This window comes from Butyrivibrio sp. NATIVEDY162, from assembly GCF_045999815.1.
Taxonomy (GTDB): Bacteria; Bacillota; Clostridia; order Lachnospirales; family Lachnospiraceae; genus Butyrivibrio.
In genome coordinates, this window is the sequence record NZ_CP172573.1 from 2,490,904 (window position 1) to 2,509,446 (window position 18,543).

General features: G+C 41.1%; 12 protein-coding genes. All 12 read left to right on the forward strand.

Going from position 1 to position 18,543, the window contains the following annotated elements; translation table 11 throughout:
- Positions 1–129: 129 nt before the first annotated feature.
- The gene (locus ACHCNF_RS10815; protein WP_408069800.1) at positions 130–492 is read left to right on the forward strand and encodes a competence type IV pilus major pilin ComGC; all 363 of its coding nucleotides are present in this window, start codon (positions 130–132) and stop codon (positions 490–492) included.
- 83 nt (positions 493–575) lie between these two features.
- The gene (locus ACHCNF_RS10820; RefSeq protein WP_408069801.1) at positions 576–935 is read left to right on the forward strand and encodes a hypothetical protein; all 360 of its coding nucleotides are present in this window, start codon (positions 576–578) and stop codon (positions 933–935) included.
- Between the two features lie 33 nt (positions 936–968).
- Positions 969–2,693, forward strand: a complete 1,725-nt coding sequence (locus tag ACHCNF_RS10825) for a GspE/PulE family protein (RefSeq protein WP_408069802.1) — start codon at positions 969–971, stop codon at positions 2,691–2,693.
- 12 nt (positions 2,694–2,705) lie between these two features.
- A complete protein-coding gene (locus ACHCNF_RS10830) occupies positions 2,706–3,758 on the forward strand; it encodes a type IV pilus twitching motility protein PilT (protein ID WP_408069803.1) in 1,053 nt (350 codons plus the stop codon).
- Between the two features lie 56 nt (positions 3,759–3,814).
- The gene (locus ACHCNF_RS10835) at positions 3,815–5,038 is read left to right on the forward strand and encodes a type II secretion system F family protein (RefSeq protein WP_408069804.1); all 1,224 of its coding nucleotides are present in this window, start codon (positions 3,815–3,817) and stop codon (positions 5,036–5,038) included.
- A 1-nt stretch (position 5,039) separates the two neighbouring features.
- The gene (locus ACHCNF_RS10840) at positions 5,040–5,831 is read left to right on the forward strand and encodes a prepilin peptidase (RefSeq protein WP_408069805.1); all 792 of its coding nucleotides are present in this window, start codon (positions 5,040–5,042) and stop codon (positions 5,829–5,831) included.
- A 13-nt stretch (positions 5,832–5,844) separates the two neighbouring features.
- A complete protein-coding gene (pilM, locus tag ACHCNF_RS10845) occupies positions 5,845–7,419 on the forward strand; it encodes a pilus assembly protein PilM (RefSeq protein ID WP_408069806.1) in 1,575 nt (524 codons plus the stop codon).
- Positions 7,420–7,421: 2 nt separating this feature from the next.
- The gene (locus ACHCNF_RS10850; protein WP_408069807.1) at positions 7,422–8,018 is read left to right on the forward strand and encodes a hypothetical protein; all 597 of its coding nucleotides are present in this window, start codon (positions 7,422–7,424) and stop codon (positions 8,016–8,018) included.
- A complete protein-coding gene (locus ACHCNF_RS10855; protein WP_408069808.1) occupies positions 8,015–8,650 on the forward strand; it encodes a hypothetical protein in 636 nt (211 codons plus the stop codon). The genes ACHCNF_RS10850 and ACHCNF_RS10855 overlap by 4 nt, the downstream gene beginning before the upstream one ends.
- Positions 8,651–8,659: 9 nt before the next feature.
- Positions 8,660–8,878 (forward strand): type II secretion system protein, encoded by a 219-nt coding sequence (locus ACHCNF_RS10860; RefSeq protein WP_408069809.1) that lies wholly within the window; start codon positions 8,660–8,662, stop codon positions 8,876–8,878.
- Positions 8,879–8,889: 11 nt separating this feature from the next.
- Complete coding sequence (locus ACHCNF_RS10865; protein ID WP_408069810.1) at positions 8,890–9,453, forward strand: hypothetical protein; 564 nt, start codon at positions 8,890–8,892, stop codon at positions 9,451–9,453.
- A 41-nt stretch (positions 9,454–9,494) separates the two neighbouring features.
- The gene (locus ACHCNF_RS10870; RefSeq protein WP_408069811.1) at positions 9,495–18,536 is read left to right on the forward strand and encodes a SpaA isopeptide-forming pilin-related protein; all 9,042 of its coding nucleotides are present in this window, start codon (positions 9,495–9,497) and stop codon (positions 18,534–18,536) included.
- The last annotated feature ends 7 nt before the right edge of the window (positions 18,537–18,543 follow it).

Consider the following 18,543-nt stretch of genomic DNA (forward strand, 5'->3'; position numbering starts at 1 on the left):
ATCGGAATTTTTTATAAGATTTTTAGAAAAATCCGTGCTGCTTTCCTTGTGTAATAAAATGTGAGGGGTTAAAATAAAAATACAAAATTATTTTTTCGTTATTTAATTCCGATTGGAAGGAGACGTAAAATGATTAGACAGATGAGGGAGAGATTGAAAAAAGGTAAGGGATTCACACTAGCTGAGCTCTTGATAGTAGTTGCTATTATAGCAGTTCTGGTTGCAATCGCAATTCCTACTTTCACCAATCAGCTTGAGAAGGCAAGGGAAGCAACAGACGCCGCCAACATCAGAGCTCTGTACGCAGAAGTCATGGCAGAGTATCTTGAGACAGGAAGCGCTGTTGGAGCAAAGACAATTCCCGTACAGCAGAAAAAAGAAGGATGGCAATCTGAGATTTCATGGCCCAGCGGTATAACACCACCTGCAGCAAAAACATCAGGCAGTTGGTCTGTATCATGTGGTCAGGATGGTACAATAACCATCAATTGATATATGGAAACTCTTGGGTATTAGCTCTCTGATGCTTGTTAGCAGAGGGATAATTTGGCGTACTTTTTTTTGTGAAGCGGATTATGGGAAAATTATCAAATTCCAGGGGCGTATCTCGCATATTAGTGCTGGCAATTGTGATAGCGATTGCTCTAATTGTTGTGGTTATAGTAAAAAGCTTTAACGGCAAGACTGATGACGCATTAGAGGATATGGACAGGCAGGTGCAGATAACTGCTGAACATGAGGCGCGTCTACTTTATACGCAAAATGACCTGCTCGAAAAAATGGTTTATGACGCTCAAAATAAGACCTTTGTCGAACCGGAAGAAGCAGTTATTAAGGTAGAACCCTACGGCTCTTCTGAGGATCATAAGGGCAAATATCTGCTGATCATCTTTGGGGACGACCAAAAAGTCACATCGAAATGGGTGAAACCGTAGCATATAGATTCGTTTTTCTTTTCAGGGGGAAATATGGCAAAAAAAAGAATCGGCGATATGCTTATAGAACGGGGTCTGATAAATGAGAAAGAGCTGGAATATGCTCTTGATATGCAAAAAAAGACCCACGAAAAGCTTGGTGAAGTTTTAATTAAAAATAAGATAGTCAGTCCGGAGGATATAGCAAAAACGCTTGCTATACAGCTGGAGGTTGACTATGTGGATCTTGCAAAAGCTAATATTCCGCAGGAGATGACAAGGTATGTCCAAAGGAATATTGCCAAGCAGAATCATCTGGTTCCGGTACAGAAAGAAGGGGATGCGTTATATGTTGCTATGGATGACCCCCTTAATATCTATGCGCTGGATGAAGTAAGAAAAGTAGCAAATTTAAGGATTATTCCGCTTATAGCCACGCATGTTTCTGTTGAGAGAGCAATAAATACTCTTTATGGGAATGAAAATGCAAAGCAGGCTATAGCAGATTATAAGAGGGAACATGGAACAGATAGTAAGAGCGAAGTGGAAGCATCTTCGCAATCTGCCTTTGATTTCATTATTTCGTCTAACTCCATAAGCGGAGAAAATGAAGGCGCACCCACTATTCGTCTGGTTAATTCGATTATTGAGCGTGCGGTATCGGAGCATGCATCCGACATACATCTTGAGCCCAGAGAAAATGAAATGGATGTAAGGATGCGTATTGATGGCGTCTTAAGAGACATCCTCAAGGTTCCGAAAGACATAACTGCGGCAGTAATTGCCCGTATTAAAACCATGTCCGGGATGGATGTGGCTGAAAAAAGAATTCCACAGGACGGCCGCTTTGCAGTAAGCGTTCTGAATAAAAGCCTTGATATGCGTGTGTCCACGCTGCCCATAGCATGGGGCGAGAAGGTAGTTTGCCGTCTGCTTGATAAATCCAATACTGAAATTGATAAAGAGATGCTGGGACTTAGCCCTGATGACATGGTTAAGTATGAGAAGCTCATTCACTACAAGAATGGAATAATGCTTCTGGTAGGTCCTACCGGTTCAGGTAAGACGACCACTATGTATGCGATGCTAAATGAGCTTAACACCAGAGATGTTAACCTTGTAACATTGGAAGATCCAATTGAGTATAATCTTGACGGGCTTAATCAGGTTCAGGTTAATACCAAGACAAATATGACATTTGCCAATGGCTTAAGAGCAATCCTTAGACAGGATCCGGATATTGTGTCTGTAGGTGAGATACGTGATGGTGAAACGGCAGAAATCTGTATGAGAGCAGCACTTACCGGAAGATTTGTTATGAGTACCATTCATACCAATGATGCAGTTGGTGCAATAGACAGACTTGAGGATATAGGTGTTGAGCCATATCTTATTTCTGCAACCTTGAGAGGTGTTATTTCACAGAGACTTGTAAGACGTATATGTCCTTATTGCTCTGAGGAATATGAGCCGCAGAAGGAGGAACTTGACAGGCTGGGCGTAAAAATTCAACCCGGAACAAAATTCAGATACGGCAAAGGGTGTCAACAATGCTTTAACACCGGATATTCAGGAAGAATCGCTATTTTTGAAATCATGATGGTGACACCTGCCATAAGAGATTTGATCAGTAAAAAGGCCGGAAGAGCAGAAATAGAAAATGAGCTTAAAAAAGATGAAAGCAACTTTGTTTCACTAAAGCAGGCGGGGATGAGACTAGTGCTGGAGGGTGTCACAACTGCCTATGAGGTACTTAGAGTAACCAATGAAAATGATTAAGAAGGTGAATTAATGACAAGTATTGAAACGCTTGTAGCTAGAGCGAAAGAGGAAGGTGCCTCTGACATTCATATTATATGCGGTCTTTGTCCTAAGTACAGAAAGGACGGAGCGCTGGAAAATATGGAGGATGAACCTGTAAGTAGCGAGGAATGCATAAATGTTGCCAGGCATCTGTCAGGAACAGAGGAAGTTTTTAATAAGCTTATGAAGGATGGAGAGGTTGACGCAGCAGATACCATATCTGGTGCAAGATGCAGAATTCATTTATATAAACAGCAGGGAGTTCCTTCGGTAGCCATAAGAATTTTGTCAGAGAATATACCAAATCTATCGACATTGGGACTACCGCTGGGAGTATTGGATCTTCCAAAGCTTCACAAAGGAATAGTACTGGTAACAGGAGAAACCGGTTCAGGAAAATCCACTACACTCGCGGCAATACTTGATGATATTAATCATAACTATAAGAGGCATATCGTAACACTTGAGGATCCGGTTGAGTATGTTTACAAAGCTGATCTGTGCGCTATAAATCAACGCGAAGTTGGGAAGGATACACCGAGTTTTGCAGCAGGATTAAGAGCATCCTTAAGAGAGGACCCGGATGTAATACTGATAGGCGAAATGCGAGACAGAGAAACTATAGAGACTGCAATAACAGCAGCTGAGACAGGACATCTTGTCTTTGGAACTCTTCATACAGGAAGTGCATCCGATTCAATAGACAGAATGGTGCAGGTTTTTCCAGAAGGATCAGCTCAACAGATCAGGATGCAGCTCTCAATGGTCTTGAAAGCAGTAATTACGCAGCAGCTTCTTCCTAAAAAGGATGGTGGAAGAGTTCTTGCATCGGAATACATGATTGTTACAGATGCTATCAAGAATCTTATAAGAACGGGAGATACCCCGCAGATAGCAAATATGGTGGCAACAAGTGCGGAGATTGGTGGTCAGACTATGGACCAGTCAATTGTAATGCTTGTAAGAAGAGGTCTGATATCCAGAGATACAGCACTTCATTATGCAGTAAACAAGGACTATGTATCTAGAAATATGAATTAGTAATTGTATGAAAATGCAGCGTTTTTGGTAGTAATTATTTACTTCAGAGGGGAAAAATGAACAGCTACAAGTATACAGCGCTTTCTGCTTCGGGAGAACAGGTCAGGGGAATGTTGGAAGCAATCGACCAGCTTGAAGCAACTGCAAAGATAAGAGAACAGTATGATGTGGTTCTATCCATTAAGGAAATTAAAAGGGATTCCTTTGAACTTCCCGGCTTTTTGAGTGCGGATATAACAGCGAAGAAACTTGATTCCAAGGCCTTTACACTGATGTGCAGCCAGTTTGCCACAATCCTTACTGCGGGAATTCCTATTGCGAGGGCTGTAAAGCTGATTGGTGATAAGACGACTAACAAGTTTTTAAGAAAACTGCTGGGGGAAGTGTTTGCTGATGTTGAAGCAGGAAGATCTCTCTCATCATCATTTGAGGATCATGGACAGGGCGTTCTTCCGCCTACCTTTTGCGAAACCATAAGAGCAGGAGAAGAGGCAGGAGATCTTTCCGGTGCGTTTGATTCAATGTTCAGGCATTTTGACAAACAAACCAAGATGGGCGCTAAGGTAAAAAGTGCTATGACATATCCTCTCTTTGTACTTTTTGTGGCTGTTATTGTAGTTATTATTTTGATGGTGAAGGTTGTACCGACATTTACAGCACTGTTTGATGAAATCGGTGAACAACTTCCGTTACCAACAAGAATACTTATAGGAGTGTCGGTTTTTTTCAGAGATAACATATTTATAATAATTACTCTTTTGGCTCTGATCATAATACTTTTCGTTGTATATAAGAAAACTCCGAAGGGAGCACTGGAAATAGCAAAACTACAGCTAAAGCTTCCGCTTTTTGGAAATATTGTGGAGCTTAATGCCGCGAGCTTGTTTGCAAATACAATGGCAACAATGATAAGTGCCGGATTGCCGATGACCAGATCTGTAAGCATAACATCCAGGGTTATGACTAATGAGATATATAAGCAGAAGATAGCGGAAATGGTTGGAAGTATAGAAGAGGGTCGGACCATTGCGGAATCCATGCGCAAGACAGAGGTCATGCCGGACATATTGACTGATATGGTAGCAGTCGGAGAAGAAACCGGTGAAATGAAACATACAATGGATGTAGTTGCCAAGTATTATGACAACGAACTTGAGCAGGCGGTGGCTAAGGTAATAGCCATGCTTGAACCCGCGCTACTTATTTTTATCGCATTGGTTGCAGGTTTTATAGTAATTGCGATTTATATGGCAATGTTCAGTATGTATCAGGGGATGTGAGTTGGCTGAGAATATATACTCCGTAATATGTATAGCACTCTTTGGGCTGGTCTTTGGATCTTTCCTAAACTGTATGGCTATGCGGATCGTAAGAAAGGAAGATTTTGTAAAAGCAAGAAGTCATTGCATGAGCTGCTCACATGAACTTGGAGCGATCGACCTTATACCTGTTATAAGCTATTTGCTTCAAAGAGGAAGATGCAGATACTGCAAAGCAAAGATTTCGGTCAGATATCCGATAACAGAGCTGAGCTTTATGGCGCTGTCGGTATTACTCTACGTAGTAAACGGGAGCGATCCGGTCGAATTTTTAAAAAAATGGATTTTGGTCGGGTTCCTTTTTGCAATAGCGCTTGTGGATCTTGAATCGTCAGAGATTCCGGATGGAGTGTTGATTGCAATGATGATAAGCTGGATGTTTTTTTCGGCCATAGAATTATACCTTGGAAGATATACACTGGTTTTTTATGGGAAGCGGTTATTATCCGGAGTTATGTGTGGGGCTGTAATGCTTGCGATAAGCATTTTGATGGATGAACTGCTAAAAAAAGAAAGTCTTGGTGGCGGCGATATAAAACTGATGGCAATTATCGCTATATACCTGGGATTTGTAGGAACATATGAACTGATATTATTTTCTTGCGTTATAGGGATATTATTTGCAGTGGTGCGAAGGATAATAAAACCTAAGGCATCAAATGAATTTCCATTCGGACCTTCTATTGCTGCAGCTGCATATATAGTACTGCTTTTTGGAGATGAGATAACTGCCTGGTATTTCAAAATGCTATGAGAGGGGTAAACAAATGGCAAGAAATGACGGCGTATTAGGATTAAGCATAAATAATGACATACTTTCATTGACATTGATGAAAGGGAGTGTCGTACGCAAATCTGTGTGGGAAGAGTTTCCGGATAATATTGTTGATGGAAATAAAATTACTTCACAGACTCTTTTTGTGGAATTTCTTAAGGAACAGCTGAAAGCACACAAGATAAATTGCAAAAATGTTGCTTATGTTATCTCTGATAAAGACATCTTTGTGCGCAACATCTCTATGCCCAAAATAGATGACGAGCAGTTAAGGTTTAATATACCTTTTGAGTTTAAGGATCTGATTCAAGGGGAACTTAAACAATATGTTTTTGATTATGTAGAAAGAAAAGCAGAGCAGGAAGATTCAAACGAAGTAAATCTTCTTGCATATGCTGTTCCGCTAGATGTCATAACATTCATACGTGAAACACTTAAACTTGCCGGATTGAAGCTGGTTAAAGCACTGCCGGAAACTTCGGTATATGAGACTTTGCTTGAAGCTCTGGGCAATGAAGACGAGATCAGAAAAGAGCGCTGTTTCATGGATATCGGAAGAAAAACAATCAGAATGATGATATTCAGAAACGGTGAGTTTAAACTGTCACACATGATAGATATAGGCGAGGACAGAATAATCAATGCTATAGCAGATGAACTGAATGTGGACAGTCATCTTGCAATTACCTACCTAAGGAACAATTACCAGGATTGTGACAATCTGCCGGGGGCTGTAAATGCATATAAGGATATATCAATAGAAATACTAAAGGGACTGAATTACTACGAGATGTCAGACATGACATCAAGACTTAATGACATTGCACTATGTGGTATGGGGGCAACCATTGAACCATTGGTAGAGATGATCAAAAAGCGTCTTGATAAAAATGTTATGACGCTTGATGAACTATTCCCGAAGTACAAAAAGGATAAAGAAATAAATGTAACCTATGGCTCAGTTGGGATTCTTTTAAGTGATGCGATCGGCGCAGCTACCAACGGAGATATGGCAGTTGCCGGTGAAAAGAAAATTGTACGGAAACGTATTATTTTTGCCATAGTAGCAGCTGTTCTTGTATTGCTGGCAGCTCTCGGAAAATTTGGTATATATGACAGATTAAAAGTTTTGAATAATGAGAGAAGTAAGGCTAAGGCACTTGAGAGTGAGATAGCAGAACGCATGAAGGCTATTACAAACTCGGATGATCTGTCAGATGAATACGCTCATTACAGCTGGGACCAGCTAAATGACGAAGAAAAAAACAGAATAAGGCGTCTTGAGACAACAAAATTGATAGACCTTATTGGGCAGCAGGGAATGAAGGTTAAATATGTAAGCTTATCAGGTGAAGTGCTGGTTGTGGATCTTTTGGCGAATAATCTGGACAGCGTAAGCAGACTTTCTTCACTTTTAAGCGAAGAGGAGATAGTTGAAAACTGCTCAGTTACATCAGCCAAGACCATAGAGGATGAGCTTCGTAATGATATAGGAGCAGGTAATAACAATGTAACAGCTCAGATAAAGGTATATCTGGTCACAAAGTCTTCTAAAGAGGAGAAATAATAGTGGAAAAGCTGAACAAGGAATTAACCGGAACTGAAAAGATATTATTGGCTATTCTGGGAATTGTGATAATCGGAGCTTTGTACTATCTGTTTGTATTTACTCCGATTGAAGAGGGAATCGCTTCTGCAAAATCCGAGCAGAATGCCCTGGAAGCAGAGCTTGCAATTGCTGATGCAAGGCTTGTACAGATTGAGAAAATGTCCAATGAGCTGGGTGAAGGCGACAAGTCTGCTTTAAGCTATATGCCAAGCTATAATGCCGGGAAAGCGGAAATAGATTTTCTCCATGAGCTGCTCAGAAAAGCTGATGATTATTCAGTTAATTTTACAGGCATTACAAGGGAGAATGACCTCATTAGGAGGGATTTTGCCATGACCTTTACTGCCGGAAGTTTTTCAAAGGCAGAGGAGATTATAAAAGATTTGGAGAATAGCGAGATACGTTGTCTCGTGGGAGATATGATGATCTCACCTTTTGTCAGGGAGTCCAATCTTCAAGACGGAGAGGTTACAGTTAATCTAAGTGGAACCTTCTATGAGACTATGCAGGGAGGAAAGCCTGATAAGGAGCTTCCGGAGGACATTAATAAGGAATGACGGACATTTTTACACATATAAAAAGCAAATGTCATAAAAAAATCAAGTCACAGGAGGGTGCCTCACTGATACTGGCGCTTGTGGGTTTTCTTATTGTTTGTTTTGTGGCCATAGCCATTGTTAATGCGTCAATTCTAAATGCGAGACGAACAGTTGAGGAGAAGAAGGAGGAAGTAGCTTACATTGCAACAACAGAGGCAGCAAGGCTAATTCAGGAATGTCTGGAAGAGGATGTGACATACAAAAAGGTTGAAGGAGAAGAATCAGAGATTACAGGAGCGGACAGACAATTTGGAGATACTCTTAAGGATATGGCGGATTCTGTTTCAGGAGGAAGCGGAAGTCAGGCACATGACATAGATTTTTCCTACAGCGGACTTGAAAAAATACATGGCAGTCTAAAAGGCAGAATGACTATGGACGAATCATATACAGTTGAGGTTGATATATGGGTGGAGTCCGGCGACAGCAATTATCCGCTGACAATAGTTATACCGGGAGAGGGAAATAAAGTTAAGGAAGAAATTCCGGGTGAATATGATGCAAATGGCGATTTACTTGAAAAAGAAGTGACCTATGCTTCCTGGTCAGGTGAAGGCTCCTACATAATAAGCAAGATAAAGAGTGATTAAGGTAAATCAATGATCAATAAGCTTAGAGCAAAGATAAAAAGTAAATATGGAGAGTCTCTGATAGAAACTCTGGTGGCGCTGCTTATAGGCGTACTTGCTCTTATGCTTCTTCCCGGGGCAGTAGTTGCGGCATCTAAGGCGAACAAGGAAGCTGCGGAGCATTCTGTTTATGCAGAAGAAAATACAACTAATCACGGTGTTGAAGTAACAGGATTTAGTATCAGGTGATTATTTGAGAAATGAACAATTTTGGGGAAAAGATAAAAAGGCAGATTAAAAATAAAATAAGTTCAAGCTGCGGAGGCTTTTCAATATTGGAAATGCTTCTCGCCGTAGTGATATTGCTACTTGCAACGCAGCTTGTGACGGGAGCAATGGATCTGGCAGCCAAGCGCTACATTGAGAGTACAAACAGATCGAAGGCACAGATGATAATGTCTACTCTGTCTGATTTTGTCAGAAGTACACTTACAACTGCAAGTGACATAGTGCTTGAGGACGAGATGTCCTTTATTGACGGTAGTGGATTAGTAGGTGGAAGATGCGTTTTACAGGGGGATGGGACAAGCATATGCCTCAAAAATCTAAAGACCGGAGACAGCTATTATCCGATAGTGGGATCAGAAGACGGAGGGCCATTTGATTATGCAAATAATCTCAGAGTAAGTTATAAAACTTCGCCTTCCAGAGAAGATGAAAAAATCATCTTCAACTATGAGATAACGGTTGAAGATAAGAACGGAAAGCAGTTGGCATCCGGGAAATATGCAGTAACAGTCAAGGCCGGGGATAATAATCAGTAATATCTGAATGAAATAAATACTAGTTGGGGAGTATGTTGGTAATGAAAAAAGTTGACTTAAGAAGAGGACGAAAAGGTTTTACAATTGTCGAGCTATTGGTGGTTATTGCAATAATAATCATACTTATGGCTTTTGGGTTTATAGCCGGAATGAGGTTAATACGAAATATGCGGCAGTCTCACCTTGATAAAAGAGCTGAGGCTGTTTATTATGCCGCTGAAAGCCGCATGATGGAGCTTTTTGTAACAGAGGAGAAAACAGAAAAAAAAGAGGGCGAAAAAGTAAAATCTGTGGTTGAAAAGCTTTACAATGCCAAGACCTTTGATTATGAGGGCGGAACCCTTGCATACATAACTTCGGAAGATGAGGGTGCGGCCAAATCACTTTTTGCTGAGGACAATAGCCTGGAAGCAGAGATAAAATCTGCGAAATGGATAATCGAGTATGACCCGGTAAGCCTTGATGTATATGCGGTTATATTAAGTGACAACCCTGAAAAAGGCGGAACGAGTATAGCTGCACTTAGTGAATCTCCAAGCTCAGCCCCTGTACGAGGAACACCGCAGGACAGAATAGCAGCATTTGATGCATACGTGGGCTACTACTCTGAGGGTTCAAACAGTGGCCTTGGAGCTGCCGCAAAGGGAGGATTGTCAGTAGGTGCGTGGATACTTAACAGAAGAGATCTTCTTGGCGTTATCAAGATTACAGTTGATGAAAATACGAAGAATGCTATAGAGAATCTCTCATTTAAGATCTCACTTAAAGGTATAAAGTCTACTACAGGTGACGATACAGTCGATATCTCTTCAAACGAGATATACTGGCAAAACTATGCGGGTGACAGTAGTAGTAATTTCCTTGATACCGATGGAACAACAGGTATAGTTATTACAACTGATGAGTTGAGAAATACAATTCCTGCATCTTGCTTTGGTGATACAAAGTCGAATAACAAGTACGGACTTATAGGATATATCAAGCTTGACAGCCTTGAACCCGACAGACAATTTAAGAATCTTAAGGTAAAAGGCGGCGGGACTATGGAAAATGCCATTACTCCCGGCGATGATATTACTATGTCGGTAAAGGTGTGGGATTCCGGAAGTGGAAATGCCAGGTATTCTGAGAACGTTAGAAGCGCAAGTGCTACTTCAAATGTTGAGAACAGTCTGTATGCTGATTTTGATATTGAGGGTACAAACGGTGTGGCAAGGATAGTATATCCAAGGCACCTTCAAAATCTTGCATACGATTTTTCAAAGGTTAAGGCTCAGATGGCAGCAGGAGACGGTAATCCCGGTGTCATGGACGCAGTCCTTCTTGAGGACATAACCTGGGATGAAGAGAAAAACCTGCCAAAGACAGGCAGTTTTGCAGGAAAAGTGCGCAATTTTACACCTATAACCAATGACCAGCTTGTGTCTTTCAACGGATATAGATACGACAGTGCTAAGAATGCGCAGCCCTTAAGGAGTATGGATGATGTTGTAAGTGAAAATCCTGAGGAAGTAAACCTTTCTGCAACAGCACGTGAAAACAAATACCATTCAATTACAGGACTTAGAGTAGACACCTCTGACAGTTCATACAAAATAGTTGGAAGCCCTAGCGATATAGGGCTGTTTGGCAAGCAAAATAATCTGATGCTTGCAAATCTTGTTATCTCCAATTTCGATATTAAGAATAACGGTGCCGGTGGAACAGGTATGCTTGCTGGAGAGCTTGATAATTCCAAGGTGAAGAATCTATTTGTCAGCTATAATTCCGCTACAGCAGGTCAAACCGGTGGAAGCCAGGTTGGAAGTACAGTAACAGGTGCGGGAGATACTGCGGGAGTTGTTGGAATTTTGAATGCTACTTCAGTAGAGGATTGTGTGATCAAGAATATCTCCGTTAAGACAACAGGTGGGGCAGCAGGTGCGCTTGCAGGAAAAGCTACATCTTCTGATATAAAAAACACTCTTGCGTATAATGGCGAGATGGCATCAGCAGGGCAGGGTATGGCCGGTACAACTGTCGGATATGATGATTCTGATATTGAGATTACCGGAGGTAGAAATTCAGGTGGCCTTATAGGTGAGATGAGTGGCGGAAGCGTGCAGGGATCTGCAGCAGCTTTATACGTAAAGGCAACGGGCGGAAATGCAGGAGGCTTTATAGGAGAAGCGAGTGGTGCGTCAATAGATATGTGTCAGTCGGGCGGACATACGACAACTGTTGATGAGCATATAGGAAGGTATGATAAATCAGTATCAGAAAACACTCCTGCCAGAGTTAATGTCATAGGTACAGATATGGCCGGAGGCTTTGTGGGTAAGGCTGATTCTGCAACAATTCAGAACAGTTATTCCACATGCTCGGCAACAGCAGGTACTGTAGGAGGTTTTGCAGGCTCATTATCAGGAGGAAACATAGCTACCTGCTATGCAGTCGGACAGGTATTTTTCACAGGAAGCAGCAGTGCAGGTGGTTTTGCCGGAAACCTTGGAGGAACAGGCCTTGCCGGAAATCATTACTTTGAGATCATAAATCCTACTGAGGATGGAAAATATCTAAAGGGAATAGGTAATACTGAGAAAGACGATGCCGGAATAAAGGCTATTGATGAGCCCCTTGCGCAAAATGAAACCGATTATGAATACAATAAGTTCATACTTCCTGCAGGAGAGCTCACCCTGGAGCGTCAGGATAAAACACACAGATATGACAATAATCTGCAGCCTGCGATTTTTGGTATGCCTTTCTGCTCACAGCTAAAGAATGTTGCCGCTACGGATATGCTCTTTTCCGAGGCTCACTATGGTGACTGGCCGATAATTGAAAATCTGGTGGTAAATGCGGATGCCTCGGCAAAGGTTCGCTTTAGCTACAGAGATCCTTTTGCGACAATTAAGGCATTTGCAAGTGACCTTGGGAAAACAGACATAGTAAGAACACTTGCAGAAGCAGTTATTACTGAGCCTATTCCGAGCGAAGATAAAGAAGGAAATGAAGAGGTATCTGAAACATCCGAGCAGGAAGAAGTGGATCAGGATAACAGCGGGTCAGAGAATAATTCAGAAGCTGCAGGCGAATCTTCTTCAGTGGAAGTGGGCATCGATGAGGGTGAGACTACAGAGCCACAGGAAAATGAGGAAGAGCCTGCAATAGAGAATACGGAACAATCACAGGAGCCTGCACAGGAAAATGCAGAGCCTGTAAGCGATACTGAAAATGTAAACACCGATGAAAATGAAGCGGAAAAGCCTCAGGAGGAAGAACCTGTAACAGAGAATACGGCTCAGGATGAGAGCATTAAGCCTGCAGCTGAGGAGGTAGAGTCTGCAGAAAAAACAGAGGATGATCCTGCAATAAATGATAATAAAACAGATATAATCGGTGATTTATCAATGCTTATTGAGACTGATGCAGAGGTGATCGAGGAAGAATCTGCAGAGGGATGTCTTGTCGCAGAGGATAAGGGAATATCCATCACCTTTGGCAAGGAGGCAGAGATACCTGAGGGCTCTGTACTTGAGGTGACTGATATTACACAGGATAGTGAGGACTATGATTATCCTCAGCTTATTAGTGATGCCAATGAGGCAGTGGAACTATCAGGAGATGAGATTGCAAGCTACAGAGCGCTTGATATTGCAATCAAATATGACGGGGAGGAGATACAGCCCAAGGCACCTGTAGAGGTTGAAATCAGGGCAGAAAATCTTTATGAAAATAATGAGCTTTTCCTTGATGATGAAATTGCTGCTGTTCATATAAAATCAGATGAGCCTGAGGTATTGGGAACAGAGCTAAGGAAGGATGAGGATTTTGAGGATGCTGCAGTTAAAGAAGAAAATCTGTCATCAAATGAGGCAGCTGATAGTGTGAACTTTACTACGGATGGATTTTCTGTATATGTCCTTGTTCAGCCTATAAGAGAAAAGAGAGTAGTTGCAACGGACAATGGTACATATGAAATAACCGTAGATTATGATAATGCATCAGGAATTCCGGCTGATGCTGAGCTTGTTGTAACGGAAGTGAGCTCTGATACCGGAGAATATTCGGGATATGTTGAGGAAAGTGCAAGAGAACTTGGAACCTACAGTGAATATGTTAAGCGAGCAAAGGTTTTTGATATCTCATTTGTAAATCCGGTAAATGGAGATACCTATCAGCCAAATAAAGACGTAAAAGTATCAGTTAATCTTCTTCAGGAGGACATAAACGCTGAGGAAGAAAGTGTCAGGGTTGTTCATTTTGGAGAAAGCGCTGAAGTACTTGATGCTGTATTTAATGATGGAGTTACAGAATTCAGTACGGATGGATTTTCTGCTTATACAATTTTGACTCTTCCTACGTTTGATGTATTTGATACATCGCTTGATGGAGAAAACTACTATATAGATTATGAGGATGCATCAGCAGTAAAGCACTACCTGAGTCTTGATAATACAACTTCTCCAGCGGTTTTATGTTATACAGACGATATATCAAAGGCTACTGCATGGAAATTTGAACTTCGTGAGGAAGGCTATAAGATTGGTGCCGGCAGCAGCTACATAACAACTGACGGAACAAAATGGGAGGTAGGAACGGATTCTGCCAATAGATTTACTGCTTCTGATTGGGGAGATTATCATCTGCTCTGCCTTGCAAAGACTAATGTGGCAAATAAATACATAGGATACGGAACATCGGCAGATCATCTGGATGTTATGGTAAATTCTGCGGCTGCTCACATTCATTTGACGAAAGCACCCGGAGAAAGTGATATTTCAGACAAATCCTACAATGGAAGAAAATTGTATGTTTTGGACGGTGGATATTTCCTTTCTTACACACCCGGATCTGCAGAAACAAAGGTAAGTGTACCCTCAAGGGCAACAGAGTGGACTTTTGGTCTTGGAGATCATGGCTATAGACTTCATAATGGTGATATTTATATAGGAATTTCATACGGAAAAGTTTACTTTACGCAGGCAGCTAAGGCGGCTGAATTCAGAGTTACAGACGCCGGTGATTATCACCTGCTTGAATATTATGACAAGAACGCAAGTGAGCCCGGATATAATGGACAGTTTTTGTATATAAACAATACCGGCAAAAACAATCAGTTTGAACTCTTGAGTACGGATCCGGCCAATCCTGTATCCGGCACAATGCTGCAGCTTGTTGGGGATATAACAATTACAGGTGACTTTGTGCTTTATACGAAGGGTAAGGATAACAAAAGATATGCTGTATCGGATAAAACATTTTATGACTCAACCAGAGGAGAGATGTTTGAACCTGTAAACATCAGTGCATATGTAAATGAGAACACCGGGGTTATTTCAGAAAATTCTGTTATTAAAACCATATGGACTTTTGAAAAAACAGATACGACATTCGGTCATTACATTAAAATCAGAGAAAGCGCGGTTTCACCAGCAAATGTAGGAAAATATCTTAATTTAGTATGGGAAAACAACATCGGAAATTTAAGATTATCCGATAATCCGCAGCTTCTCTATATATACCTGCTTCCTGATTCCAGGATCAGGATTGTTGCTGATGATGGAAACGTTCCTCTGGCACTTGATTATTCAGGCGGTGGAAAGAGGTTCCAGGCATACTCAAAATTTGATGCAGATGCAGATCTGACTAATGTAACTGAATGGTTTAGGATTTCACAGGTAAATGACAGGAAGAATTATACAGTAAATTATACATATCCAAAGGAAAAGGAAGATGTTGGAACAAGGAATAATCTTCCTCTTGCAGACACAGAGGTTGTATCGGGAACAGGTACAACTCTTGAGAACTATGTCTTGAAAGCGCCTGCATCCACAAAATATGTATCCATTGACAGTGAATGGAAGTATACCTACGAATTTGTTGGATGGAAAATCTACGGATATACGGGAACACATGAAGATGGTGTTTACTATAAGGATGAGACCATTGATCTGACAAAATATATGGAAGAAGGAGTAGAAAAAGACAGGGAGTCAAATTCTGTAGTAGATATAAAGGCGGTTTGGAAATTAAAGAAGAAAGAGCCGCTGGCATATACCGTAAATTATCATATGACAGATGCTGAGCCTTCCTTTGGAGACAGGATTGATGGAGGAAAACTCCCTGATGTTATAGAGCTTGATTATGAATCTTCCGGCTCACTGATAGCAACGGAGGAGATTACGGGCGCTGCAGGAGCTGAATATGTTGTAAGAAATATCGGATATAAGGACAGTGATGGCACATATTATTCCTCATATCAGGAAAAGCTTGATCCCGGTGGATATTATCCAAATAAAGCTGTTAGAACTTATCAGAGACTGGAAGGCACCGGTGATTTAAGAACTTATCATACATATCTCTTCATGGGATGGGAAACAGAAACAGGTGAAGTTTTAAAAGCTTATGATTTGGATCATGTAAAGCACGACCTCGCTAAGTATGATGAGGATCTGGATGGGGTTATCGACCTTAAACCGGTATGGTCATTCCAATGGGAAAATACAATAAACTCAAATCCTACTGCAAACCTGTCAATACTTATAAATGCAGAACAGATTGATAACCCTGAAAAGGCTGAGGAATTCCTTAATGAGGATAGAAACAGCTATATTCATGTTGGTGGAGCTATTATGTACCGGCTGGATGAAAACAGTAATCCGGTAATGTTAGAGGAATGCAAGCCTGCATCAAATAAGCCGTACAAATATTTCATGCAATACATTATTGATGAAAATGGTGTAACAAGAACAGAAAAGGATACAGTGCGCGCTGACAAGTCAATAAGGAAGGGGTTTGCAGGAAAAGACGGATTCTATGATGATGGATCAATTGACAGAAAGGTTCACTTAAAATATGAGGAAAAGACAGGGGCTCCAAGTGATAATGTCCAGAAGAATCACACCTGGCAATTATCCTATCTGCCAAGTGATGAGTACGTATTTAACTATCTGAAAAACGAATCCATTAAGCAAATTGTAATTTATAATGAGGCGACCAGAAAAAACGAAAAAATAAACAAGAGTTTATTAAATGCTGATGAATACATGATTAGGTGGGTGGTTGTGAAGTATCAGTCAGCAGATAACAGTAACGGTTTTCATGTTAATGCAAAGATAACCAAGAAGATAAGCTGCCTTACTGTCACTAAGACTATAAAAGGTGAGGCTGCAGCGTTGGATGCGCTGACTAACGGAATAGAGGAGGTTGATGATAGCGATAGTGATTCAGAGAGAAACCGAAAAGTTGAAGCAGCTAAAAACAGGTTCAATATTACTCTTAAAAACAAGGATGATGAGAACGAAGTACTTACACTTACACTTTTAGACAGGGTTACAAACGATGTGTCTATCTCTAAAACTGCGATGGCTAAGGTAGCACCAAATACCTTTGGCTATGTGAAATACAGTGAGAAGAAAGACAATGAAGGGAAAGTAACGGAAAAGAAGTATACGTGGCTTGTCACTTTTGACGGAGAGAAAACTTTTGAGGTTTATGAAAACAACTACGATGTAAAGCTTGATAACAGGCGTTACAGTACAGAGCTTACCTACAACCAGACCAATACAGGAAACAGCGAGGATGAAAAGGAGAGACCATGGGATCCTGAAAAGACGGTAGTAACTCAGGCTGAGCCAAGCGACAATACGGATTATGATGACAATGAATCAACTAATTTCACAAACAGCTATAAGCAGGCAATGCTGTTTAGAGTTAAGAAGATCAACGATAAAAAAGAGCCTATAAAGGATGTTGAGTTCAGAGTATTCATAAAGGGTCAGGATGATCCCATAAGGCTGTATCAGACCAAGAATGAAGCTGACGGTAATTACAGTATCTTCTATGAGAATATGCCAAGTAATGTGTACGGGGTTACTAATGACGACGGATACTTTAATGTCTGGCTTGCAAGACCCGACAGTGAAAAGACGGTATATGTTATTAAGGAAACTGTGATACCTGAAGGCTATCAGGGCCATGAAAAATACCAGCCGTCATTTGAAGTTGAGATAGCGGCGGATGGGACTGTTTCCATGAATAAAGAAGGAATCGATATGCCTTCATCATATGGCAGCGTTGATCCATATGTAGTCGAAGAAAAGGAAAACAGTGACGAACTTATCTGGACTAAGAAGGAGTACGCAACCCAGGGTGAGGATAAGATTGCTATCTGTAACGGTGCTATCGTAACTAACAGTAATGGTGTTGACGTTAGCCTGAAAAAGATAACTTCCATATGTGAAGATGATGGAAAGGCCAGGAGACTCGCAGGAGCACAGTTTATGTTTTACGATACTTCGCCGGATGGTGATGATAACAGTCTGGCCTCAGTGGTTGATGGTTCAGCCAAGGCATATGAGAACGTTCTTATCAAAAACGGCAATGATGAGATTGCAGCCAGTGTAGTTACTTCGACTGATTCTGCAGACGAAGAAGGAAACATAAAGTTTAAGATTCCGGGAGGCATATATTTCATGAAGGAAACCTCTGTGCCTGATAAATATGAACCGGATTATTATGTTAAGGCAAATGAAGATCCTGATGAGGAGAATAATCATCATCAGTATATCTATAAGCTTTATGTGGGAGAGGATGATGTCAAGAAGGCTGTGGAAGACATAGCTGCTGACACAGGAAAAACTCTTGAGATTATTGAAACTGGAGAGAATCAGACAAAATATGTCATTGTCAGAATGGATGTCGAAAAGGAAAAGATAGATCCTGAGTGTGTCCAGAATGGCAAATCAGTTATCGGAGAGTACGGAATAATCAATCTTTCAAAGGATAAAGCCAAGGTTCTCTTAAAGAAGGTTGATGGAAGCGGGAAACCTCTGACAGGACCAAGGTTTGATATTTACAGGAGCGACGGATTAAGGATTGTCAGAGATAATGAAACAGGATGGAGCGCGGGAAATGCCGGAGCATTTTATATAGGTAAGCTAAGCGAAGGAACATATTACCTTCATGAAGCACCGGGAAATGGCGTAGGCTCCTCTAAGTGGTTCAGGATTAAGGTTGAGAAGGATTCAACCGGAAAACTGAAGGCAGGCGACCCGGAAATAATCGCTAATTCACCGTTTTCTGAAATAACAAATTAAAAGATAT

Bases quoted from the DNA above. Each gene is read 5' to 3' on its own strand.
- ACHCNF_RS10855 (WP_408069808.1), top strand. From the start codon at position 8,015: ATGACGGACATTTTTACACATATAAAAAGCAAATGTCATAAAAAAATC.
- ACHCNF_RS10860 (WP_408069809.1), top strand. From the start codon at position 8,660: ATGATCAATAAGCTTAGAGCAAAGATAAAAAGTAAATATGGAGAGTCT.
- ACHCNF_RS10820 (WP_408069801.1), top strand. From the start codon at position 576: ATGGGAAAATTATCAAATTCCAGGGGCGTATCTCGCATATTAGTGCTG.
- ACHCNF_RS10870 (WP_408069811.1), top strand. From the start codon at position 9,495: ATGAAAAAAGTTGACTTAAGAAGAGGACGAAAAGGTTTTACAATTGTC.
- ACHCNF_RS10830 (WP_408069803.1), top strand. From the start codon at position 2,706: ATGACAAGTATTGAAACGCTTGTAGCTAGAGCGAAAGAGGAAGGTGCC.
- ACHCNF_RS10815 (WP_408069800.1), top strand. From the start codon at position 130: ATGATTAGACAGATGAGGGAGAGATTGAAAAAAGGTAAGGGATTCACA.
- ACHCNF_RS10825 (WP_408069802.1), top strand. From the start codon at position 969: ATGGCAAAAAAAAGAATCGGCGATATGCTTATAGAACGGGGTCTGATA.
- ACHCNF_RS10835 (WP_408069804.1), top strand. From the start codon at position 3,815: ATGAACAGCTACAAGTATACAGCGCTTTCTGCTTCGGGAGAACAGGTC.
- ACHCNF_RS10865 (WP_408069810.1), top strand. From the start codon at position 8,890: ATGAACAATTTTGGGGAAAAGATAAAAAGGCAGATTAAAAATAAAATA.
- pilM (WP_408069806.1), top strand. From the start codon at position 5,845: ATGGCAAGAAATGACGGCGTATTAGGATTAAGCATAAATAATGACATA.